The sequence below is a fragment of the Anabaena azotica FACHB-119 genome, assembly GCF_014697625.1.
Lineage (GTDB): Bacteria > Cyanobacteriota > Cyanobacteriia > Cyanobacteriales > Nostocaceae > Trichormus > Trichormus azoticus_A.
The window spans coordinates 32,692-52,801 of record NZ_JACJSG010000024.1 but is presented as its reverse complement, the minus strand read 5'-3'; the positions used below and the strand labels follow the sequence as shown (position 1 = coordinate 52,801).

At 43.2% G+C, this 20,110-nt stretch carries 19 protein-coding genes and 1 tRNA gene; 8 read left to right on the top strand and 12 right to left on the bottom strand.

Annotated elements, in window-relative coordinates:
* Positions 1 to 103 precede the first annotated feature (103 nt).
* From H6G83_RS17920 to H6G83_RS17905, 4 genes are all read right to left on the bottom strand, one after another.
* Positions 104 to 406: a hypothetical protein gene (locus tag H6G83_RS17920; protein ID WP_190474734.1), complete on the bottom strand. Its 303-nt coding sequence runs from the start codon at positions 404 to 406 to the stop codon at positions 104 to 106.
* Positions 407 to 1,154: 748 nt separating this feature from the next.
* Positions 1,155 to 2,435 carry a sensor histidine kinase gene (locus H6G83_RS17915; protein ID WP_190474732.1) on the bottom strand — a complete coding sequence of 427 codons (1,281 nt, stop codon included), beginning with the start codon at positions 2,433 to 2,435 and terminating at the stop codon, positions 1,155 to 1,157.
* A 165-nt stretch (positions 2,436 to 2,600) separates the two neighbouring features.
* The gene (locus H6G83_RS17910) at positions 2,601 to 5,375 is read right to left on the bottom strand and encodes a hybrid sensor histidine kinase/response regulator (RefSeq protein ID WP_190474730.1); all 2,775 of its coding nucleotides are present in this window, start codon (positions 5,373 to 5,375) and stop codon (positions 2,601 to 2,603) included.
* A gap of 472 nt (positions 5,376 to 5,847) precedes the next feature.
* On the bottom strand, positions 5,848 to 8,298 hold the full coding sequence (locus H6G83_RS17905) for an ATP-dependent Clp protease ATP-binding subunit (RefSeq protein WP_190474729.1): 2,451 nt from the start codon (positions 8,296 to 8,298) through the stop codon (positions 5,848 to 5,850).
* A gap of 400 nt (positions 8,299 to 8,698) precedes the next feature.
* Between H6G83_RS17905 and H6G83_RS17900 the strand changes: the two genes are divergently transcribed.
* Positions 8,699 to 8,998 carry a DUF3288 family protein gene (locus H6G83_RS17900; protein ID WP_190474727.1) on the top strand — a complete coding sequence of 100 codons (300 nt, stop codon included), beginning with the start codon at positions 8,699 to 8,701 and terminating at the stop codon, positions 8,996 to 8,998.
* Between the two features lie 78 nt (positions 8,999 to 9,076).
* On the opposite strand, the gene H6G83_RS17895 is transcribed toward H6G83_RS17900, so the two are convergent.
* Positions 9,077 to 9,292, bottom strand: a complete 216-nt coding sequence (locus H6G83_RS17895) for a hypothetical protein (protein ID WP_190474725.1) — start codon at positions 9,290 to 9,292, stop codon at positions 9,077 to 9,079.
* Positions 9,293 to 9,349: 57 nt separating this feature from the next.
* On the opposite strand from H6G83_RS17895, the gene H6G83_RS17890 reads away from it, so the two are divergent.
* Positions 9,350 to 9,505, top strand: a complete 156-nt coding sequence (locus H6G83_RS17890; RefSeq protein ID WP_190474723.1) for a hypothetical protein — start codon at positions 9,350 to 9,352, stop codon at positions 9,503 to 9,505.
* Between the two features lie 98 nt (positions 9,506 to 9,603).
* Here the strand turns inward: H6G83_RS17890 and H6G83_RS17885 are convergent, their stop codons facing one another.
* Positions 9,604 to 10,275 carry a Uma2 family endonuclease gene (locus H6G83_RS17885; RefSeq protein WP_190474721.1) on the bottom strand — a complete coding sequence of 224 codons (672 nt, stop codon included), beginning with the start codon at positions 10,273 to 10,275 and terminating at the stop codon, positions 9,604 to 9,606.
* 44 nt (positions 10,276 to 10,319) lie between these two features.
* Complete coding sequence (locus tag H6G83_RS17880; protein WP_190474848.1) at positions 10,320 to 10,538, bottom strand: DUF433 domain-containing protein; 219 nt, start codon at positions 10,536 to 10,538, stop codon at positions 10,320 to 10,322.
* Between the two features lie 219 nt (positions 10,539 to 10,757).
* Between H6G83_RS17880 and H6G83_RS34835 the strand changes: the two genes are divergently transcribed.
* Positions 10,758 to 11,303 carry a DUF6009 family protein gene (locus H6G83_RS34835; protein ID WP_199328486.1) on the top strand — a complete coding sequence of 182 codons (546 nt, stop codon included), beginning with the start codon at positions 10,758 to 10,760 and terminating at the stop codon, positions 11,301 to 11,303.
* A 302-nt stretch (positions 11,304 to 11,605) separates the two neighbouring features.
* Here the strand turns inward: H6G83_RS34835 and H6G83_RS17870 are convergent, their stop codons facing one another.
* From H6G83_RS17870 to pyrE, 3 genes are all read right to left on the bottom strand, one after another.
* Positions 11,606 to 11,932: a hypothetical protein gene (locus H6G83_RS17870; RefSeq protein WP_190474719.1), complete on the bottom strand. Its 327-nt coding sequence runs from the start codon at positions 11,930 to 11,932 to the stop codon at positions 11,606 to 11,608.
* A gap of 50 nt (positions 11,933 to 11,982) precedes the next feature.
* Positions 11,983 to 12,273, bottom strand: a complete 291-nt coding sequence (locus H6G83_RS17865; RefSeq protein ID WP_313936376.1) for an HNH endonuclease — start codon at positions 12,271 to 12,273, stop codon at positions 11,983 to 11,985.
* Between the two features lie 304 nt (positions 12,274 to 12,577).
* Complete coding sequence (gene pyrE, locus H6G83_RS17860; protein ID WP_190474717.1) at positions 12,578 to 13,228, bottom strand: orotate phosphoribosyltransferase; 651 nt, start codon at positions 13,226 to 13,228, stop codon at positions 12,578 to 12,580.
* Positions 13,229 to 13,329: 101 nt separating this feature from the next.
* On the opposite strand from pyrE, the gene H6G83_RS17855 reads away from it, so the two are divergent.
* Positions 13,330 to 13,764, top strand: coding sequence for a hypothetical protein (locus H6G83_RS17855; RefSeq protein ID WP_190474714.1), 435 nt, complete (start codon positions 13,330 to 13,332; stop codon positions 13,762 to 13,764).
* 284 nt (positions 13,765 to 14,048) lie between these two features.
* Here H6G83_RS17855 and H6G83_RS17850 read toward each other — a convergent pair.
* Positions 14,049 to 14,121, bottom strand: a tRNA-Ile gene (locus H6G83_RS17850).
* Between the two features lie 196 nt (positions 14,122 to 14,317).
* Here H6G83_RS17850 and H6G83_RS17845 point away from each other — a divergent pair.
* Positions 14,318 to 15,019 carry a hypothetical protein gene (locus tag H6G83_RS17845; RefSeq protein WP_190474712.1) on the top strand — a complete coding sequence of 234 codons (702 nt, stop codon included), beginning with the start codon at positions 14,318 to 14,320 and terminating at the stop codon, positions 15,017 to 15,019.
* A 174-nt stretch (positions 15,020 to 15,193) separates the two neighbouring features.
* On the top strand, positions 15,194 to 16,543 hold the full coding sequence (locus H6G83_RS17840) for a hemolysin family protein (protein ID WP_190474842.1): 1,350 nt from the start codon (positions 15,194 to 15,196) through the stop codon (positions 16,541 to 16,543).
* A 129-nt stretch (positions 16,544 to 16,672) separates the two neighbouring features.
* Here the strand turns inward: H6G83_RS17840 and queC are convergent, their stop codons facing one another.
* Positions 16,673 to 17,347 (bottom strand): 7-cyano-7-deazaguanine synthase QueC, encoded by a 675-nt coding sequence (gene queC, locus H6G83_RS17835; protein ID WP_190474710.1) that lies wholly within the window; start codon positions 17,345 to 17,347, stop codon positions 16,673 to 16,675.
* An 810-nt stretch (positions 17,348 to 18,157) separates the two neighbouring features.
* Here queC and H6G83_RS17830 point away from each other — a divergent pair.
* Both H6G83_RS17830 and H6G83_RS17825 read left to right on the top strand, forming a co-directional pair.
* Positions 18,158 to 19,234 carry a Gfo/Idh/MocA family oxidoreductase gene (locus H6G83_RS17830; protein ID WP_190474709.1) on the top strand — a complete coding sequence of 359 codons (1,077 nt, stop codon included), beginning with the start codon at positions 18,158 to 18,160 and terminating at the stop codon, positions 19,232 to 19,234.
* 157 nt (positions 19,235 to 19,391) lie between these two features.
* A complete protein-coding gene (locus H6G83_RS17825; RefSeq protein WP_190474708.1) occupies positions 19,392 to 20,009 on the top strand; it encodes a DedA family protein in 618 nt (205 codons plus the stop codon).
* Positions 20,010 to 20,110 lie beyond the last annotated feature (101 nt).

Here is a 20,110-nt window from a genome sequence, read left to right as displayed (position 1 = left end):
CGAATTTATACAGGATTTACGCAACAAGATTATCTGTTCAAACTGGGTGTGGGAGTGTAGGTTTTGAAAACTTACACCCCCATACCCCTATTTTTATGTAAATCTACTGTTGCATCGAAGGATGAAAGAAAATCCTACTAAATATGGGAATCCTTGAGCTAGGTTGATTAGCTACTGATGGTTCACTACTGTTCGTGTCCGAAGCAATTTCTGTTTTCAACTCGCTAGAATTAGGAGAATTGCTGGATCTAGCCGATGAAGTTTTGTTTGTGTTAGAAATTGTTTCTGAAGATATAGATACAGGATTGTTAGCTGGCTGCTCTGATTCTCTAACAGTTTGAGCTTGGCATGGTAGCAATATCAAAGCTTGGCTAAATAATAAGGTAGTAACAAAAAAATTACGCATTGAATACTTAGTTTTGATGATTAATCTGAGATATCAATACGTTAAGGTTGTAATAGTTGCAGAGCCAAGGGAAATATTACTGAAGTAATTTATAAGAAATTATGTTGATATTGTTGTATCTTTACAAAAATTTTAAATTTAACGTGAGTTCGACCAGCGTTGTTTTGACCTCACCCCCAACCCCTCTCCTACGAGGAGAGGGGAGTAAGAGGTTGGGAGGGAGAGGTTCATCGAACTCACGTTAAATTTATAGCAGTAGGCACATAGGTTAGGACATTGATGAATCAAAAAATCTTTATAGTAAGCAGGTTCTGAACCTGTCACCCTCCGGGTACTCTGACGAGAACGCCTGCGGCGAACGCCAGTTACCAGGGCGCGGGAAACCCCTCCGGGTGAAGCTCGCAAGCTCGCTAACGCTGCGCTAACGGCAGTTGCCTGCGGTTCGCGTAAGCGTCTCGGAGAGAGGGAAACCCTCCCGCAGCACTGCACTCACCGCCTACAGGAATGGACTCACCTGTAACCTATCACCTGTCCCCTGCTATATGATGGGTAAGAACCGCCCTACATTCTTTGTTAAAAAACCATATTGTTGGTTGACAGATTTTTTATATTTTATTTAAAGTTTTCGCTATCTTAATATTAAGAGTAAATTTAATAATCAGGTATTCCAATATATGGGAAGATTTTATTCACAGAAAAAAAGTGGTGGTCATTTTGAGACAACAGTTTCTATCTATGATAAATTCTTCTAGCCTCTAACCTCGCTATGCCACACGGGAATTTTGAGGACAAACTCAGTTCCTTGCCCGACAGTGGAATAACAATCGATTTTACCACCGTGTTTTTCTGTGACAATCTGATAGCTAATCGACAGCCCCAATCCAGTTCCTTTACCAACAGATTTGGTGGTGAAAAAGGGATCGAAAAGTTTAGGGTGGACAGATTCGGGAATGCCAACTCCATTATCGATAATGCGAATTTCGATCCAGTTAGTCTCGATGAGAGAAGTCCGGATGGTGATGGTGGGGGAAGCGATCGCCGGCGCTTCTAAGGCATCAATGGCATTACTGATAATATTCATGAAAACTTGGTTAAGTTGGCTAGGATAGCATTCCACCTGTGGTAATTTAGCGTAGTCTTTAATGACTTGAATAGTAGGAAAATCTGTTTTAGCTTTGAGACGATGTTGCAAAATTAGTAAGGTGCTATCAATGCCGGCATGAATATCCACGGCTTTAAATTCGGCTTCATCCAAACGAGAGAAATTACGCAAAGAGAGAATGAGATCACGGATGCGATCGCTGCCTATCTGCATCGAACCCAATATCTTTAACAAATCCGCTTGCAAAAATTCCAAATCCAATTGTTCTGCCCGCTTTTGGATTTCCGGCACTGGTTGAGGGTAATGTTTTTGGTAGAGTTGGACAAACTCCAGCAAATCTTGAGTATATTCCTTCACATAGTTCAGGTTGCCGTGAATAAAATTCACGGGATTGTTGATTTCGTGTGCAATACCCGCCACCAACTGACCGAGTGCAGACATTTTTTCAGCCTGGACTAAATGCAGTTGGGCTTGCTTGAGGTCTTCTAATGCTTGGTTAAGTTCCTTCGTGCGCTGTTTCAAGACAAGATTGGCATTCCGTAGTTGCAGATGTACGCGGATACGGGCTAAGACTTCTTCATTCTGAATTGGTTTAGTGATGTAGTCTACTGCACCCAGGCTTAAACCCTTGACCTTATCCACTGAGTCAGAAAGAGCGGTCATGAAAATTACTGGAATATCATCAGTGGCTGGATTGGTTTTGAGCCGTTGACAGGTTTCAAAACCATCGATTCCAGGCATCATCACATCTAATAAAATCAAGTTAGGTTGCGAGATTTGTAGACGTTGCAGGGCAGTTTCACCATTTTTAGCGATCGCCACTCGATAGCCCTGTTCACTCAACAAATCAAACAAAACTTGCAGATTAGTAGGAGTGTCATCTACAACTAGAATCGTGTTTTCCTGCGCCAAGTAATCAACACACATAATTACAGCCCTAAATTAATATTAAGTAGAACGACGTAGAAAAACTAAACTATCGTAAACCTGTGAGTGGGTGTGTCAGTTATCAGTTATCAGTTATCAGTTATCAGCTATCAGCTATCAGTTATCAATCAATATAACCTGCTAACTGATTAACTCCTTAGATGATTACACCGCTCTTTTCAACAAACGCAGGATGGCTTCATCATCAAATCTTTGGCTGAGTTCCAGCACCCGGTTAGCAAAGGCAGTATATTCAGGTGCTAATTGCTTAATTCGGTGGGCTTCCTGCTGCACATCACCTATAAAACCACCTTGAATAGCAGTGTTAAGGGCTGTGAGTTCTGCCAACGGAGGCAGCAATAAATCGGCATCATCGTCAGTATTAGCAATTGGGCAAGATTCTGGCAAACCTTCATAAACCCATTGCAACTGCAAAAGTCGTTGTAATTCAGCCAATAACCCATTGAAATCGAGGGGTTTGGGGAAAAAGCTACTACAGCCAGCATCCAGACTTTGCTGCATATCCACCTCAGAGAGAGTAGCGGGAGAAACGATGATGGGGATGGTGGCAAAGTCAGATAATTGACGTAGGCGGCGAGTCATCTCTAAGCCATCCATAATAGACATATGTACGTCAGTAATAATTAAGTCGGGGCGCATTTGCAAGGCGGTATCTAAGCCAGCTTGTCCATTGTTTGCTTCTGCCAACTTAAAACCTAACGGTTCCAGCATATTGACTACAACCATGCGGTTTTCCGGGTGGTCATCAATCACCAAAATCTTCCGGCGATCGCCTTGATAACCCATAACTTTTTCATCGGTCGCCTGTGTTAGCCTCCAGTCTGAAGCTAAAGGCAAATCTACTTCAAACCAGAAGCAACTCCCTTGACCCAATACACTTTCAACTTGAATCCTGCTACCCATCTTCTCGACAATCTGTTGGCTGATCGCCAAACCCAGTCCTGTACCTTCAATATTGCGTTCTCGTTTCCCAGCCTGTTCAAAGGGTAAGAAAATTGTTGCCAGTTTATCTGCGGGAATACCAATGCCTGTATCTTTGATTTGGAAGCGAATGCGGCGGATGTGAACAGACTCCATCAGTACATCCACTGGTTCCACCCGGAAAGTTACCTTACCAACATCGGTAAACTTGACGGCATTACTGAGCAAATTCAACAGCACTTGTCGCAGTCGCTTGTCGTCAGCATGGATAGCAGTGGGGAGGTTGGCTGCGGGCTGGTAATGAAACTCCACACCTTTGTGTTCGGCCTTGACGCGGCAGATATCGACTGTGGAAGCCAGGAAATTTGCCAAATGAAAGTCCTGGGGATAGAGATCCATCTTCTGCACTTCCAACTTCGACAGATCCAAAATGTCGTTGATGAGGGTTAACAGGTGGGAAGCGCACTGATAAATTACATTTACCCCCTTGAGTTGTTTGGCGTTGGTGGCGGGATCACGCTGAAGGATTTGGGCATAGCCGAGAATGCCATTGAGTGGAGTCCGCAGTTCGTGGTTCATATTGGCGAGAAATTCGCTCTTGGTGCGGTTAGCGGCTTCGGCGATGTCCTTTGCTTGTTGCAGTTGTGCCGTGCGTTCTACCACCCGTATTTCTAGTTCTGCCTTGCTTGTTTCTAAAGCGGTAAATGATTCACGCAATTTTCCTGCCATTTGGTTGAAGGAATTGGCAAGGGAGTTAAGTTCTTGGATATTACCTCCGGTGACTATTTGGTCTAAGTCACCAGCTGCGACTGCCTGACTGGCTTTATTTACACGCAAAATAGGAATTGCTAACCAACGCGATGTGAAGATGCCCACGACAATTGCCACTGCTAACGCCCCCACACATAGCAAGATTGTAGTTCGGGTGTTGGCGTTGATTTGTGCCATGAATGTATTTTCTGGCACACTGGTAACAATGAACCATTCCAAGCCATATTGGTCGCGCCAAGGAGTAATATGCAGATAATGAAGCTGTCCTTGCAACTTAATTTTTAAGTCTTCACCATGAGTTAGGCTATGCAGGTTTGGCAAACTCTTTTGAATATCCTTTGCCAAAGCGCTCACAACCGGATTAGGACTATCGGTGGCTTTGATGCGTTTAGTTTCCTTATTAAAGACCACAAAAGGCTGTTGTTTGGCAGAATTAGCCACCAACATCCCATTCCTCTCCAGAATAAATACTTGCCCAAAACGACTAATATCTAGGGATCGGAGAAATTCACTCAATTTCAACAGATGAATATCTACCGCCACCGTAGCCAACAGCTTGCCATTGGCATCATAAACTGGGCGACCTGCTGATGCGGCAATGTAGGGCGGATAGGCAGGATCGTTGAAGGAATAGATTCTCACCCAGATAGATTTTCCAGCTTTTATGGGTTCGGTGTAAACAACTTCGTTGAGAGTATCCCAGGTTCCGGTGGCAGTGACTTTGGTGGGATTGCCATCCTGATCTGTCAGGTAAGTGGTAAGGTTTTCTGGTTTACTAGGCGTATAGGTGACTACATCATCAATAGTGACAGTTTTCCCATCGTAACGGGCTGCTCCAGCAAATTCCCCTGTAGGCAGACTTAGGCTAATGTATGTCACGTCATAAGCCTGCATTTGCTGCCAAAAGAATTTGCCAACTGTTTTGCGTTGATTTAGCGTCAGGTCTTGCCCGTTGCGTACATTCAGCAATCCCATACGTATCGCACTAGCATTGATTTGGTTGAGTTGATGAGGAATCGCTAGATAGGAGTCTAAATGGCTATTTACCTGGCTGCTAGTGCGTTCCATCAACTGCTTTGCTAAATCCTGAACGGCTTTCTCACCGTTCTTAAATGACACATACCCAACTAATCCTACTGCTCCAAAAATTTGCAACACAAAGGGGACAATTAATAGTAATTGCAAGGGAAGTGAGCGGATTTTCAGCAAGGATAAACTCTTATTCATGGTGGAAAAATCCCCAGTTTCTGTGAATAAGAGGTAATTGCCCGACTCAGCACGCCTGCTTTGAGTAGCGGTAAGTAGAGAATGGTGTCGTCAGTATGTGTCTTCTTAACCATGTTGTAAATGAGAGATATGCCTCTTTTTTTCTTATATAGTAGGGGACTGGGGACTGGGGACTGGCAAGGAAAGCTTTTGCTCTCAGGATTTTATCAAAGGAGGCAGGAGTTAGGGGGCAGGAGGCAGGAGGGAACTATTTGGTTTAATCGCGCTGATACTGATTTTTACATTCAAAGACAGATAGGTGGTTTTTATCAATGTCTTACATGACATATGGTTCCCAAATTTACTATATAAAGCACAATATATACTTAAAATTTGATAAAAGAATACCCTGGTATTTCTACCAGGGTTTATTTTTACTAAGCTTTTCAGCCCAAATTAGTTACTTACGCAGTTTTACTGCAATGTGATTGATTTAGCTAACGCTTGCCAAGAGTAACTCTCTGCTGTTGGACTGGCGGATGTATACTTGACCATCATCGTTGACATCAGCGATCGCCACATCTCCCTCCGTAATTTCCCCAGCTAGCATGGCTTCTGCTAAGGAATCTTCTAACAGGCGCATAATCGCCCGGCGTAATGGTCTCGCACCGTAGCTGGGGTTATAACCTTCGGTTACTACTAGTTCTTTGAAGGCTTCGGTAACTTGTAAGGTAATTCCCTTCTCGGTCAAGCGGCTGGCGACATCGCGTAACATGATATCGGCGATTTGCTTGACTTCATCCTTAGTTAGTTGTGTGAAGACGATGATTTCATCCAGTCGGTTGAGGAACTCAGGACGGAAGTAATTCTTCAATTCTTCATTAACTAAGTTACGGATGCGGTTGTAGCTAGCATCGGCTTGGTTGTCAAATTCAAAGCCTAAACCACCGCCACCTTTTTCAATCACCTTAGAACCAATGTTGGAGGTCAGGATAATTAAGGTGTTCTTGAAGTCTACCTTCCGACCTTTAGCATCGGTGAGGTGTCCGTCATCCAATATTTGCAGCAGCATATTGAAGACATCGGGGTGCGCTTTTTCGATTTCGTCGAACAGCAACACTGTGTAAGGTTTGCGACGCACGGCTTCAGTGAGTTGTCCGCCTTCGTCGTAGCCTACGTAACCTGGAGGTGAACCAATTAGTTTGGATACGGTGTGGCTTTCCATGTATTCGGACATATCTAACCGAATCATCGCCTCTTCTGCACCGAAGAAGTAAGCCGCCAATGCTTTGGCTAATTCTGTCTTACCGACACCAGTGGGGCCGGAGAAGATAAAGCTAGCAATGGGACGGTTGGGATTCTTTAACCCAACTCTGGCGCGACGGATGGCGCGAGAAACGGCTGTAACTGCTTGTTCTTGCCCAATTAACCGTTTGTGCAGGGTGTCTTCTAAGTGCAACAGCAATTCAGATTCGGATTCTGTCAGCTTGTTGACGGGGACACCAGTCCAAGAGGCGACGATTTGGGCGATGTCTTCTTCGTCTACCACGGGTTTGGGAGTTTGTCCTGCGGATGCTGCTTGTAGTTCAGCTTCCAAGGCGATTTCCTGGTCACGCAGTTTACCAGCTTTGTCAAAGTCTTGCAATCTCACTGCTTCGTTTTTGGATTTGCTGACTTCAGCTAGTTGACGCTTGAGTTCCTTATTGTTGGAAATTTGCGAGTTCCGCAGGCGCACACGGGAACCGGCTTCATCAATCAAGTCAATGGCTTTATCGGGGAGGAAGCGATCGCTAATATATCTATCAGATAATTGGGCTGCTGCTACTACCGCCGCATCAGATATTTCTACTTTATGATGCTGCTCATAGGCTCCCCGCAAACCATAGAGAATTTCAATGGTTTCGTTGACTGATGGTTCGCCAACCATGATGGGTTGAAAACGCCGTTCTAAGGCTGCGTCCCGTTCAATATGTTGACGATATTCATCTAGTGTGGTAGCACCGATGCACTGTAATTCACCTCTGGCTAAGGCTGGCTTGAGGATGTTGGCTGCATCCAAACCGCCTTCTGTACCACCAGCACCGACTAAGGTGTGAATTTCATCGATGACCAGGATGATGTTACCGGCATTGCGGACTTCATCAATAATTTTCTTGATGCGTTCTTCAAAGTCGCCCCGGAAGCGGGTTCCCGCCACCAGTAAGCCCATATCCAGGCTGATGACTTGTTTATCTTGCAAAATGTCGGGGACATCTTGGTTAATGATTTTTTGTGCTAAACCTTCGGCGATCGCAGTTTTACCCACCCCTGGTTCACCAATTAACACGGGGTTGTTCTTGGTGCGACGACCGAGAATTTGCACTGCACGTTCGATTTCTTTTTCCCGACCGACTACGGGGTCGAGTTTACCTTCTTTAGCTAATTTGCTCAGATTTCTGCCAAACTCTTCTGTCGTTGGTGCTTGGGTGCGTCTGTTGGGACTACCACCAGCGCCGACTACTACAGTCGGGTCTTCACCCAAGCGACGAATGACAGCAGAGCGGACACTCTTGAGGTCAACGCCCAGATTTTGTAATACTTTAGCGGCAACACCTTCGCCTGCTTCTGTTAAACCTAAGAGTAAATGTTCTGTGTTGATGTAGTTATTTCCGAGATTATGAGCTTCTCTAAACGACTGCTCGAAGAGGCTTTTAACTTTTGGGGTGAAAGGAATTTCTGGCGGTACGAAGCCAGAACCTCTACCAATAATTTTTTCAACCTCACGGCGAGCGTCTTTAAGAGTCACACCCAACTCACTCAGCACCTTGGCAGCAACCCCAGTTCCTTCTCCCATCAAACCCAGGAGAATCTGTTCTGTTCCTACGAAGTTGTGTCCCAGGCGACGTGCTTCCTCCTGAGCGAGCATAATGACTTTGATGGCTTCGGAAGTGAAGTGTTCAAACATAGCGGGTTCTTGCTCCCTTGCTGCTTGGACTTTGGGCGACTTAATAAATTCACCCTGTTCTTAAATCAGTTATCAGTTATCAGTGAGCCAGCGCGGTCTTGGGGGTTTCCCCCATGAGCGACTGGCGAACCCGTAAGGGTTATCAGTTATCAGTTTTGACGGTGTATGGTGTGGTGTTGCACCTTCGTATTTAACTGTTTACTGTTCACTGTTGACTGTTCACTGTTAAAGTTTTCTGTACTTTCTTAAAGACAATGTATCTTTGTCTGATATTGACCGACAGTGGTGAGAGCCGTATTGGCTCAGGTGTAGTTGCCGTCATGATGGTATTATGGCGCGTTGGCAAGACCCTGGACTCTAGACTCTGACTGAATTTACTCTCTATCTAAAGGAATGAACCATGACTGAGCAAAAAGGCGGAAAAGACCAACAACACCCACTTTACAACCGCGATCGCCCCCTCATAAATAATATTCTACAAACTCCAGCCCCCTCAGACCAAGATTTAGCCGAATTAGCTCGGTTAAGAATCCGCTATCAAGGCTTCCCAGGGGCGAGGGACATACAACAGGACTTAGATGAAGTTTTGCAACAATGGGGGTTAACCGAATCGGAATTATTCGAGAAAACCCGACAGATACATCAGGTGGGGGGGATTTATAAGAGTCGGGGGAAACGGGAGGAGCAGGATTGGAATTAGTGTAATTCGTAATTCGTAATTTGTCGCCTCACTTCCTACTCTCAATCCAAGTGATACCATTTCTCTATATAAATTCACTTAATACCCTAGATTATTAAGCTCACGCAAAGGCGCAAAGGCACAAAGGAATAACATTTTATTAAGTGCATCTTGACAGAGAACTTTAGAAAGTCGCACCCCTTTCAACTGTTGAGCATCAGGAACATAAAAAATTCGGCGTTGCTGAATCAAGATATGAATTTGTCTCACGCAAAGGCGCAAAGGCGCTAAGTTACAAAGAAAAAGGACGGTCATTTTGCGATTTCATATTCTAATTCAGCAACGCCTTTAGAACCACAACAGGAGCGGTTAGTGGTTTTAAATCGCTCCTACGAAATTAAGCAGATTATTGAATTTTGGGATGAGTCACATGATTGGCGTTGGGCGACCTTTTCAGCAGATGGTTGTTATTTAATTATTGGTGTGCCACACACTTTGTTTGTTTACAAGGGAAATTTGGAGTTTTAAGAAACTTTAGGACTTAATTGCTTACTTTGGTGGTTAAAAGTAAGCAATGGCAGAACTTTCAAGAGCCAATGCCGCCCACCTTTCTTGCGAGGTTGCGGCTAAAGCAGCTTTTGCTCGGAAGCGGCTTTTAACCCTTGCTCAAATTCGTCAATGGCTTGAATTGAATCGGAAATTGTCAGGCATTGCTCTAGCAAGAGAATGTCTAATTCTGGCAGTACCTCACTTTTTACCAAAGCTTCATACCCATATGTATCAGGGTAAACAGTGGCAAACTCACTCTCTTGATTGTCCCGTAGATGGTATAACTTAAACTGGTTTCTCTCCCAAAACCAGACTTCTGCAACTCCTAATCTTCGGTAGATTTCCAGTTTACTTACACTGCCACTGGTAAGAACTACCTCTATAGCTAAATCCGGTACTTTTTTCTCTTCCCCTATGCAGTAACACTCGTCTGGTTCTGCACCGGCTTTTTTTGCTTTGTTTTTAAAAGTAGAACTTCCCATAGGTACAAAACGAATGCGCTTGTAGTAGAAGAAACGCTCTAGCAGCATTCCTAAATTCGTTTTGACTCTTTCATGCCTGATTGATGGCGACACAATCTCTAATATTCCATCTAAATAAGTAACACGGTAATGAGAGTTGTTTTCTAGTTTGGCTAGCAGGGATTCATAGTTTTCCCAACTTACTCCACTACTGATAAACCTTTCCTCTGGGTCGTCACTATTACCCAGTTCTGGCTCATAAATTAGTTCTTTAAGACTGCTGACCAATGCTAATTCTCCTGTTCATGTGCAAGCTTTATAAGATATTCACACTATGCAACCAACTTCAGAATCTGCGCTTGTGCGGCTTCCAGAAAGGCAATCACCTGTTCTCGCTTGACTGTGGGGAATCCCTCTAGAAAATCATCAATTGACTCTCCTGCCTTCAAATAATCCAGCAGGGTTTGTACAGGCACTCGCGTTCCTGCAAAGACTGGTGTACCACTCATCACATCTGGCGATGCGGTAATGATTGCTGACTGACTCATTATCCTCCTTATAAAACCATTGCGAGTCGGCTATTTCATTCTAATAACTGTGCTGTCGGGAGTGGTAGTGACACAGAAGACCTGCCCTCTCAGTTTTGTTGTGCTACCGCCCACTTATGAGATAACACCCAAGAGGGCTATGAAAGAATTTAGCTTTGCATGGCATTGTATGTCAATGCCATGCAAAGCTAAAATAGTAATCGATTTACAAAAAATAAAAATATGCGGCAAGAAGAAAGTCTTAACTACGAAAAAGAAATTATTTGGCTCTTTGATCCTAATGATTATCCTTGGGTGCGAGAAGGATTCACAGATTTTTCTACAAGACAAGGAATTTCTCAATCCCGGAAAAGAGAGATTGAGGAGGGACATAAACTTATTGGCTATGCAAACCTAGAAGATCATACGCCTCCTAGTTCAAGGAATGGAGATCCAGAGTATTTTTATCGAAGATACTTTACGATTTGTAACGGGGATTATGAAGCATATACAAATAATAATTGCCCTATAGAAGCCGTAGATCCATTAACGGTAGAACCAAAAATTAAAGGCTCATCACCTAAAAGAAAAGCTCAGATTGCTGTAAGAGTTCCACTATTTATTTTACGGAAGCTCAATATTCATATCCAAAAAACAGGTATGTCTCAAACGGATGTTGTAGTTAGTGCTTTAGCTAAATACCTTGATTCTACTTCCGATATACCACTAATTCAAAGGATAGTTGCTCTTGAGGAAAGAGTAGCAGCTTTAGAAGCCAAAGAACGATAAAAAGTGATGTTCTATTGATGCTTTTATCAAATAACTTTGACTCATTTTGTCTTGGAGTAATCAATCATACTTTCTATTATTGGCACTAGAGAAAGAACAGTCGCAAAGTAGCGTAACTAAACAAAATTATCGGTAATTAGCTTGAGGTCGATGTGGAGCGATGTCTCCGACGGGCAATGCCTACGCACGTTCTAAGTCCAAAAACTCAGTAATTCAATCAAATATAACACTGAGTTCGTAGTAAGGACTTCAGTCCTTTCTTTGAGGACTAAAGTCCTCACTACAAACTTCCTCAAAAACCTTCACTCTTCTAAAATTTGCCGAATTTCTTCTATGGTTGCATCTTCCAAAAGGATACGCCTACCATTACGCCCGACAATCAACACCTTTTCAATCCGTTTTCCAGACTGATTCGCTTTATACTCCTGATACCATTTGCGGATTTGTTCAGCAATGGCGATCGCACCCCCCACAATCCCGATAATAGTCGCTATAGTCGCCACTACAGTTTCTTTTTTCGGCGCTTCATCGCTCACCTGATAATTCCCCGATATCCCAGGAATTGCTAACAACGCTTCTGTAGCTGCAACTGCATCCTCACCTTCAATAGCTAAACGAATATCTGCCATAAACCCATCCGCAAGTATAACTAATCACCTAAATTGTAATTGCTTAATTATTAGCGATGGACGGAAATCCGCTTATCGGGGCGTTGTTTCCTTACCCACGTCAAGAATTTTTCCATTTGTGGTTCAGTACTGAGTTTTTCAACAGTATTTAATTCCTTGGCAAGAAGCTTATTATCAAATAAAGTATGAATCTGCCGATGACAAGCAGAACAGATATTTACAGTTTCTCCAGGGTCTTGTTTCTTGCGTTTGGTATTTTGTCGCGGAACCAAATGATGGACTGTCAATTTATCCATCTCACGTTGGCACAGTTCACATTGCCGTAGTTTCTTGTTAGACACTTCACTTTGCTGAACTCTTATCTTCTATGATAGCTAGTATTTCTACGTAAACTAGGATGGGAAATCACACCATCGCCTATCAAAGTATCAAAGAGTGCGATCGCTGAAAACTTGAGAACTTATCCACGAAAAGGAAAAATCACAGGTTTGGACAAGGTTATGAGGGTGTAAGTCTCCAAAACCTTTACACCCAGCCTCAAAACACAACCTTGTGCTTAAGTTATGGCTTACTATGGTAGTAGCCACATAGGTTAGGACATAGGTAAATCATAAAACCCTTATATTAAGCAGCTTCCCTGGTCTGTCACCTGTCACCTGTTACCTGTCCCCTGGTATGACTACCCAATTCTCGATACCTTTGTTGAAGATCCGCGATCGCAAACACTGCTGTAAACTTCAACCCAACAGACTGGTAAAACTCTGCTCCCCCTTGCTGTCTGTCTACTAGAGAAATTACCTCATCTACAACATAACCCGCCCCTCTGAGGCGGTCAACAGCTTTCATCGCCGATTGTCCAGTCGTAACCACATCTTCCAAAACCACAACTTTAGCCCCTTCTGGCAAATTGGGGCCTTCAATATATGCCTTAGTCCCATGACCTTTAGCTTCTTTACGAATAATCAACGCTGGTATGGGTTGATTTTCATAAGCAGAAACCACACTCACTGCTGTCACCATTGGATCAGCCCCCAGTGTTAATCCAGCTACTGCTTGAGTATCTGGAGGTAAAATAGACAACAGCACCCTACCAATTGCTAAAGCCCCTTGGGGGTGCAGTGTCACCTGTTTACCATTGATATAGTAAGAACTGGGTTGTCCTGAAGAGAGAACAAAATCACCCTCTTGATAAGCCAGTTGACAAAATAAATCCAGTAGTTTTTGGCGCAGGGTGGTAACATCGGCAGTGGCTGCCCAATTATCCGATTGCGTAAGGGTTTCAGTAGAATACGTCATTACAAAACATTATAAGTTGTGCTACACCAAAGGTTGAACTCATCGGAGTTCTGCAATTAAGCATAAGTTAAGATTCACCCAAAAGTTGAGGAGTAAAAAAGATGGGTATAAAATTTCCACCCCTCAGTGGTTTATTATTGCTGTTAGCTACTGCGATCGCCATTCCTTCTATAGCCGTTGCCGAATCAGCACCCCCTAATTATGAAAGTGCAAGTGATGTATTTGAGCGGGCTTTCTTTCGCCACGACCCCAACTTTTACCGAAATTCCACAATCAAACGCCAGTTAGACTCATTTTTTGGTACTGGTAATGGTTTTGGCAAATCCTTCCCAGAAAATGAAATTGTCCGCGATGCTGAGTTAGTCAACACACTCTACCGCGATGTTCTTACCCAACAGAGTATGAATGACCCCTATCTTCGCACTCCAGATTTACCCAATCCCTACGATACAACTTTGCTCATGTCCCCGCGTATGAATGCCAACAAATTAAAGACGGGAACGGAATTTCGGTTTGACAATATGACACAAAGATAAAAGAGGGGGAAAGGGGAAAGGTTAAGGCGAAAAGTAAGAATCAGTTACCTTTGCCCTTTACTAACCCCCCAGGGTGGTTTCATACAATCAAAGAAAAAAGACCAATGTGTTGCAAAGCCTCTCCCCCCTTGGGGGGAGAGGTTTGGATAGGGGTCAAAATCTCTGCTACAACACCAGAAATCAAGACTTATAAATTTTTCTTTTTTCGTATGAAATCATCCTGCTTTGCCCTTTACCAACCCCCACCCTTTAATAGCAATTATTTTTCTCATAACTGATTATAATCCAGGGTGCAGGAGTTGAACCTGCCTTGGGCGAATTATGAGTTCGCTGCCTCAACCGCTCGGCCAACCCTGGTTAAGTTTTAATTGTATCCTAGACTATCAGACTTGTGTACCTTCTAAAATGGTTTATTAGATTTTTATATTACATAATTAATTATGGAATAGTGGCGACTATGATTAATTCAGTTATTTTAAGGAACTAGCTATACAGCTTCAAAGGTCTTAACATAGACCAGCTAATATAGACCAGCATTTTTCTGCAATAGCTTATGAAAATAAATTCTACTGTACTTCTAACTTTGATTTTGTTATTCCTTATGTTAGGCGCAGGTTCCGTGAGTGCGTTTCTAGGTTTTGACTTGGGAAGTTCCGCACTCAAAGGCGTAACCACACCCGATGGTCGTCCTACCAGCAAGTTTGCTGCTACTAAAACAAATAGCTCACAATCAGGGTCTGTGACCTTCTTAAAAGAAGAAGATATATTAAAAACTGTTAAAGCACGTATTGACGGTAAGTCAAAAGCTGCTAAGTCCGACAAACAAAATGAAGATGATGAGGAAATTACCAGCAAGAAGCAGAAACCAGAAGAAAAGCCCAAGGAAGTAGTTGAAGAAAAACTCCAACCAGGGTTTCCCGTTAGCGCCGAAAGCGAAGGGGTAACAATGGCTGTACAATCTGCTCGTTACTCTGGCGGTGATTTACTGTTAAAAGTCAAAATGGAGAATAAAGGTAAAGATTCTGTACGCTTTTTGTATAGTTTTTTGGATGTTACCGATGACAAAGGTAGAACTCTCAGTGCAAGTACCGAGGGTTTACCAACAGATTTACCCGCCAACGGCCCAGCATTTACTGGTACTGTCAGTATTCCCACAGCTTTATTAGATGATGTCAAGAAAGTCTCTCTCTCACTGACAGATTATCCAGATCAAAAATTGAAGCTAGAAGTGACAAATGTTCCAGTGGATAAGTAGGGACTGGGGAGCAGAGGAGCAGGGGAGCAACCCACCCCTAACCCCTCCCAGGATGGGAAAGGAGCAGAGGAGCAGAGGAGCAGAGGAGCAGAGGAGCAGAGGAGGAAAACTAATGACTATGGACTAATGACTATTGACTATGGACTATTGACTAATGACTAAAAAGATTTGGCGGTGAATGAATTTCCTAATTTGAGTTTGACAGATGTGGGGCTGCGGTTATTATCAGTGCTGCTGCTGATTTTAATCAATGCTTTTTTTGTAACGGCAGAATTTTCGATAGTGACCGTCAGGCGATCGCGCATTCATCAGTTAGTCATGGCTGGTGATATTCAGGCGATCTCTGTCGAGTCACTACAGCGCAACATCGATAGACTCTTATCCACTACCCAGTTAGGCATCACCCTTTCTAGTTTAGCTTTGGGTTGGATTGGCGAAAGTTCGATCGCCGTAGTCATGCGTTGGTGGGTGAAATCTTGGCCATTACCCATCAATATCAATAATTTTTTCGCTCATTCTCTCTCAATTCCCATTGCCTTTTTCTTAATAGCCTACTTGCAAATCGTTTTAGGCGAACTTTGCCCCAAATCTGTCGCTATGCTGTATTCAGAACAGCTAGCTCGTTTTTTGGGGCCAGCTATAAGAGCGATCGTCCGTTTTTTCCGTCCCTTTATTTGGATTCTCAACCAATCTACCAGTTATTTATTACGCCTGTTTCGCATTGAATACACAGGTCAAAGTTGGCGACCACCTGTAACCCCAGAAGAATTGCAGTTAATTATCTCTACAGAGAGAGAATCCACAGGTTTACAGATGGCAGAGAGAGAACTGCTAAATAATATCTTTGAGTTTGGAGATGTAACAGCCCAAGATGTGATGATTCCCCGCAACGGCATTATCGCCTTACCCAAAGATGCCACTTTTCAAAACCTACTCGCACAAATGACCGTGACTGGACACTCTCGTTATCCCGTCATTGGTGAATCCTTAGATGATATTCGGGGGATTGTTTATTTTAGAGATTTAGCCAAACCCTTGGCAGTCGGTAAGCTATCTCAAGAAACACAAATTCAACCTTGGATGCGTCCAGCGCGGTTTGTCCCCGAACACACTCCCCTGAGTGAACTATTGCCCATGATGCAGCAAGAGAAGCCAGCAATGGTCATTGTGGTAGATGAATTTGGCGGGACTGTAGGGCTAGTAACAATTCAAGATGTCATAGCGGAAATTATTGGTAACGCTGGTCAACCCTCAAGTAACGAGGATTTATTGATTGAGATGCAAGACCAGCAAACATTTTTAGTGCAAGCCCAAGTCAACCTAGAAGACCTGAATGAAGTATTACATCTCAATTTACCTTTAACAAAACAGTATCAGACCTTAGCAGGATTCTTACTATATCAATTGCAGAAAATGCCCATCAAAGGCGAAATTTTCTGCTACGACAATATCGAATTTACAATCATCTCCGTTGACGGGCCGAGGCTGCATCAAATTCAATTGCGGCGCTTGGGTGGATCTTAGGGATTGGGGACTGGGAAATGGTGGAGATGAGGGAGATGAGGGAGATGAGGGAGAAATTTTCACTCAGAACTCAACATTCAGCACTTCGTACTACCTAATCCCCAATCCCCAATCCCCAATCCCCAGTCCTTACGCATAAGGAACCGGGTCTTCTAACCCCAATTCCGCAAATGCTGCTAGGCGTAAGCGGCAGGAATCACAGACACCGCAAGCAACATCAGCACCGGCATAACATGACCAAGTTAAATCCCAAGGAACGCCTAATTGGTTCCCTAGTTGGATGATTTCGGTTTTTTTCAGATTAATTAAAGGTGCAACTATATCTATGGGTTGACCTTCGCGTCCTTGTTTGGTTCCCAGGCGGAAAACTTCGCGCATCGCCTGAATATAATCGGGGCGACAATCTGGATATCCTGAATAATCAAGGGCGTTGACTCCGATGTATACTCTTTGTGCGGCGATCGCTTCCGCATATGCCAAGGCAAAACTTAAAAATATCGTATTCCGGGCTGGTACGTAGGTCACAGGAATATTTTGTGACATTTCATCCAAAGAACGCTCTTGAGGTAAATCAATTGAGTCGTCTGTCAGTGCCGAACCACCCCAGAGGCGTAAATCAAAATTTACCACCTGATGTTGCACTACCCCGGCTTTTTGTCCTACTAAAAAAGCAGAGTGCAACTCTCGTCGATGGCGCTGTTGGTAGTCAAAGGAAATAGAGTAACACTCACAACCATCGGCTTTTGCTTGGTACAAAACTGTAGAAGAGTCTAATCCACCAGATAATAAAATTACAGCTTTCATTTCAGTTTCAATTCTTGGCAGTTAATCACAAAATTATCTTTCTGTCGCCAGCTAGAAGCAATCTAAAATACACCAAGAATTTTAGGTTTTCCCAGCCAACAGCATCAAGATTAGTAAATTCTCAGAGGGCAAATCAGCAACAGAAATGTTTCTATCTGCTATCTTCTGCCTCCGGTTGGTGAGCCTGTCTTGAGCGTAGTCGTACCACTTTGTGGAAGCAAGCTACGCGGTAGCGTCTCCGTTCGCGTAGCGTCCCGCAGGGAAGGAGAAGGGCGCGGTTGAACCACTACTCCTAGCTTTTGCATCCTGCAACAGTCTTTTACCGTAGCCAAAGCAAAATATTTACACCATTGTCTCCCTAAAAATAGAGGGCATAATCTGCAAATAATGCCACAATCATTTAAGTCTAACTACCATGACAATTTCAGATAAATATTTTTTTATCTGTTCCCCTACGTGTATTATTTATATTGATTAGTGATTTTACTAACAATAAAAGCATTAATTTCTCATATAGTTATTTGATTAACTAAATCACTTTCAAGGATGATTATTTAACTATTGACAGGAGTTTTTATGTAATAAAAGATACACCTTTTTCGTATATCAAGCTCAAGAAATTGAGAATTTAGAAATGTCTATAACTAAAGACAGCCAAATTACGGGAACTGATTGCAAAGTTTGAAATTCTTCATGAACAGGCCTCTATGTTACCATCTGGATGGTTTTAGACGGATCATAATTGGCTGTTTAGTATAAAGGCCAACGGCCATAGCGTCTCTAAATTTGGTGGTTGAGGAGAGAACAATAGTGCAAAATAGCATGTCAGTGGCAGAACCAAATTCATTTACACAACGTAACCAGCCACGACCAATTCGCATAGGCGTGATTGGTGTGGGTAACATGGGGCAACATCATGCCCGCGTACTCAGTTCCATGAAGGATGTTGAACTGGTTGGCGTGGCAGATATCAATGTCGAACGAGGCTTAGAAACCGCCAGTAAGTATAAGGTGCGTTTTTTTGAAGATTACTGTGACTTGCTTCCTCACGTGGAAGCTGTCTGCATCGCTGTCCCCACCCGCTTACATTATGCTGTGGGGATTAATTGTTTATTAGCAGGAATCCACGTTTTAATTGAAAAGCCGATCGCTGCTAGTATTTCCGAGGCAGAATTGCTTGTCAACGCCGCCGCCGAATCTCAATGTATTCTGCAAGTAGGTCACATTGAACGCTTCAACCCAGCCTTTCAAGAACTCAGCAAAGTCCTGAAGACTGAAGAAGTCCTCGCACTGGAAGCTCACCGCATGAGTCCTTATTCAGACCGAGCCAATGATGTTTCGGTAGTGCTGGATTTAATGATTCATGACATTGACTTGCTTCTAGAACTAGCTGCCTCACCAGTAACAAAATTAACCGCTAGTGGCACACGCTCCTTAGATTCCGGTTATTTGGATTATGTGACTGCAACTTTAGGATTTGCTAACGGAATTGTGGCAACTCTCACAGCCAGCAAAGTCACTCATCGGAAAATCCGTCGCATCGTCGCCCACTGTAAAAACTCCTTTACCGAGGCGGATTTCTTGAAGAACGAAATTTTGATCCATCGTCAAACCCCTGCTAGCTCATTAAATGATCATCGGCATTACAGACAAGATGGTTTAATTGAGAAAGTTTACACTACTAACATCCAACCGTTAAGTGCAGAACTTGAGCATTTTGTCAACTGCGTACACGGTGGTAATCAACCCTCAGTTGGTGGTGAACAGGCGCTCAAAGCTTTGAGATTAGCAAGTTTAATTGAGCAGATGGCTTTGGAAGAACGGGTATGGAACCCTTTAGACTGGCAATCTGAATCAAGAGTGCAATCACTAACTCCAACTGTATAGCAACAGATGGGAAAAAAGGGAGAGATGAAGCAATGATTCTTTCCCTTATGTCTTCCAGTCTCTCTAGACGGCTTATGTCTACGGAATTTATGAAGTTCTGTGAAAATAAAGCTAAACTGAACAACGAAATATTACCAAAGATTGAATCATCAAATCCATGTCATCTGATTGGATAAAAAATATTATTGAATCCCTGGGCTATTGGGGAATTGCTCTACTCATGTTTGTAGAGAATCTGTTTCCACCAATTCCTTCAGAATTAATCATGCCATTGGCAGGCTATACAGCAAATCTGCCGGGTTCAAAGTTAAATGTAGTCGGTGTATTTGTTGCTGGGCTTTTAGGTTCTACAGTTGGGGCGCTGATCTGGTATTACCCAGGAAAGTTTTTGGGTGAAAGGCGTTTACGAGATTTAGCTGATAAATATGGTAAGTGGATTAGTGTATCCAGCAAAGATATCAGCAAAGCTAAACGATGGTTTGACAATCAAGGTAACAAGGCAGTTTTTATCGGTCGTCTGATCCCTGGTGTGCGGACTTTAATTTCCGTACCGGCAGGCATTAGCAATATGCCTTTGTTACCTTTCTTACTTTATACGACATTAGGTAGCGCTGCTTGGGTTGGTTTGTTAACATACTCAGGGTATCTTTTAGGTAGTCAGTATGAACTTGTGGATAAGTACCTCGCTCCTGTATCCAAAATTGTATTAGGGACTTTAGTTGTGGCATTTGTAGTCTGGGTACTCAAACGTAAGCGTAGAAATACCAGAGTTTAACATAAAGTGCTTTTTTCTTTACACTTGGGGGTTACAACTGGTAAAAATTCGCCTACACTATGCCCAATAATGCTGAATTGATTTCGCCGAAATTTTACAAA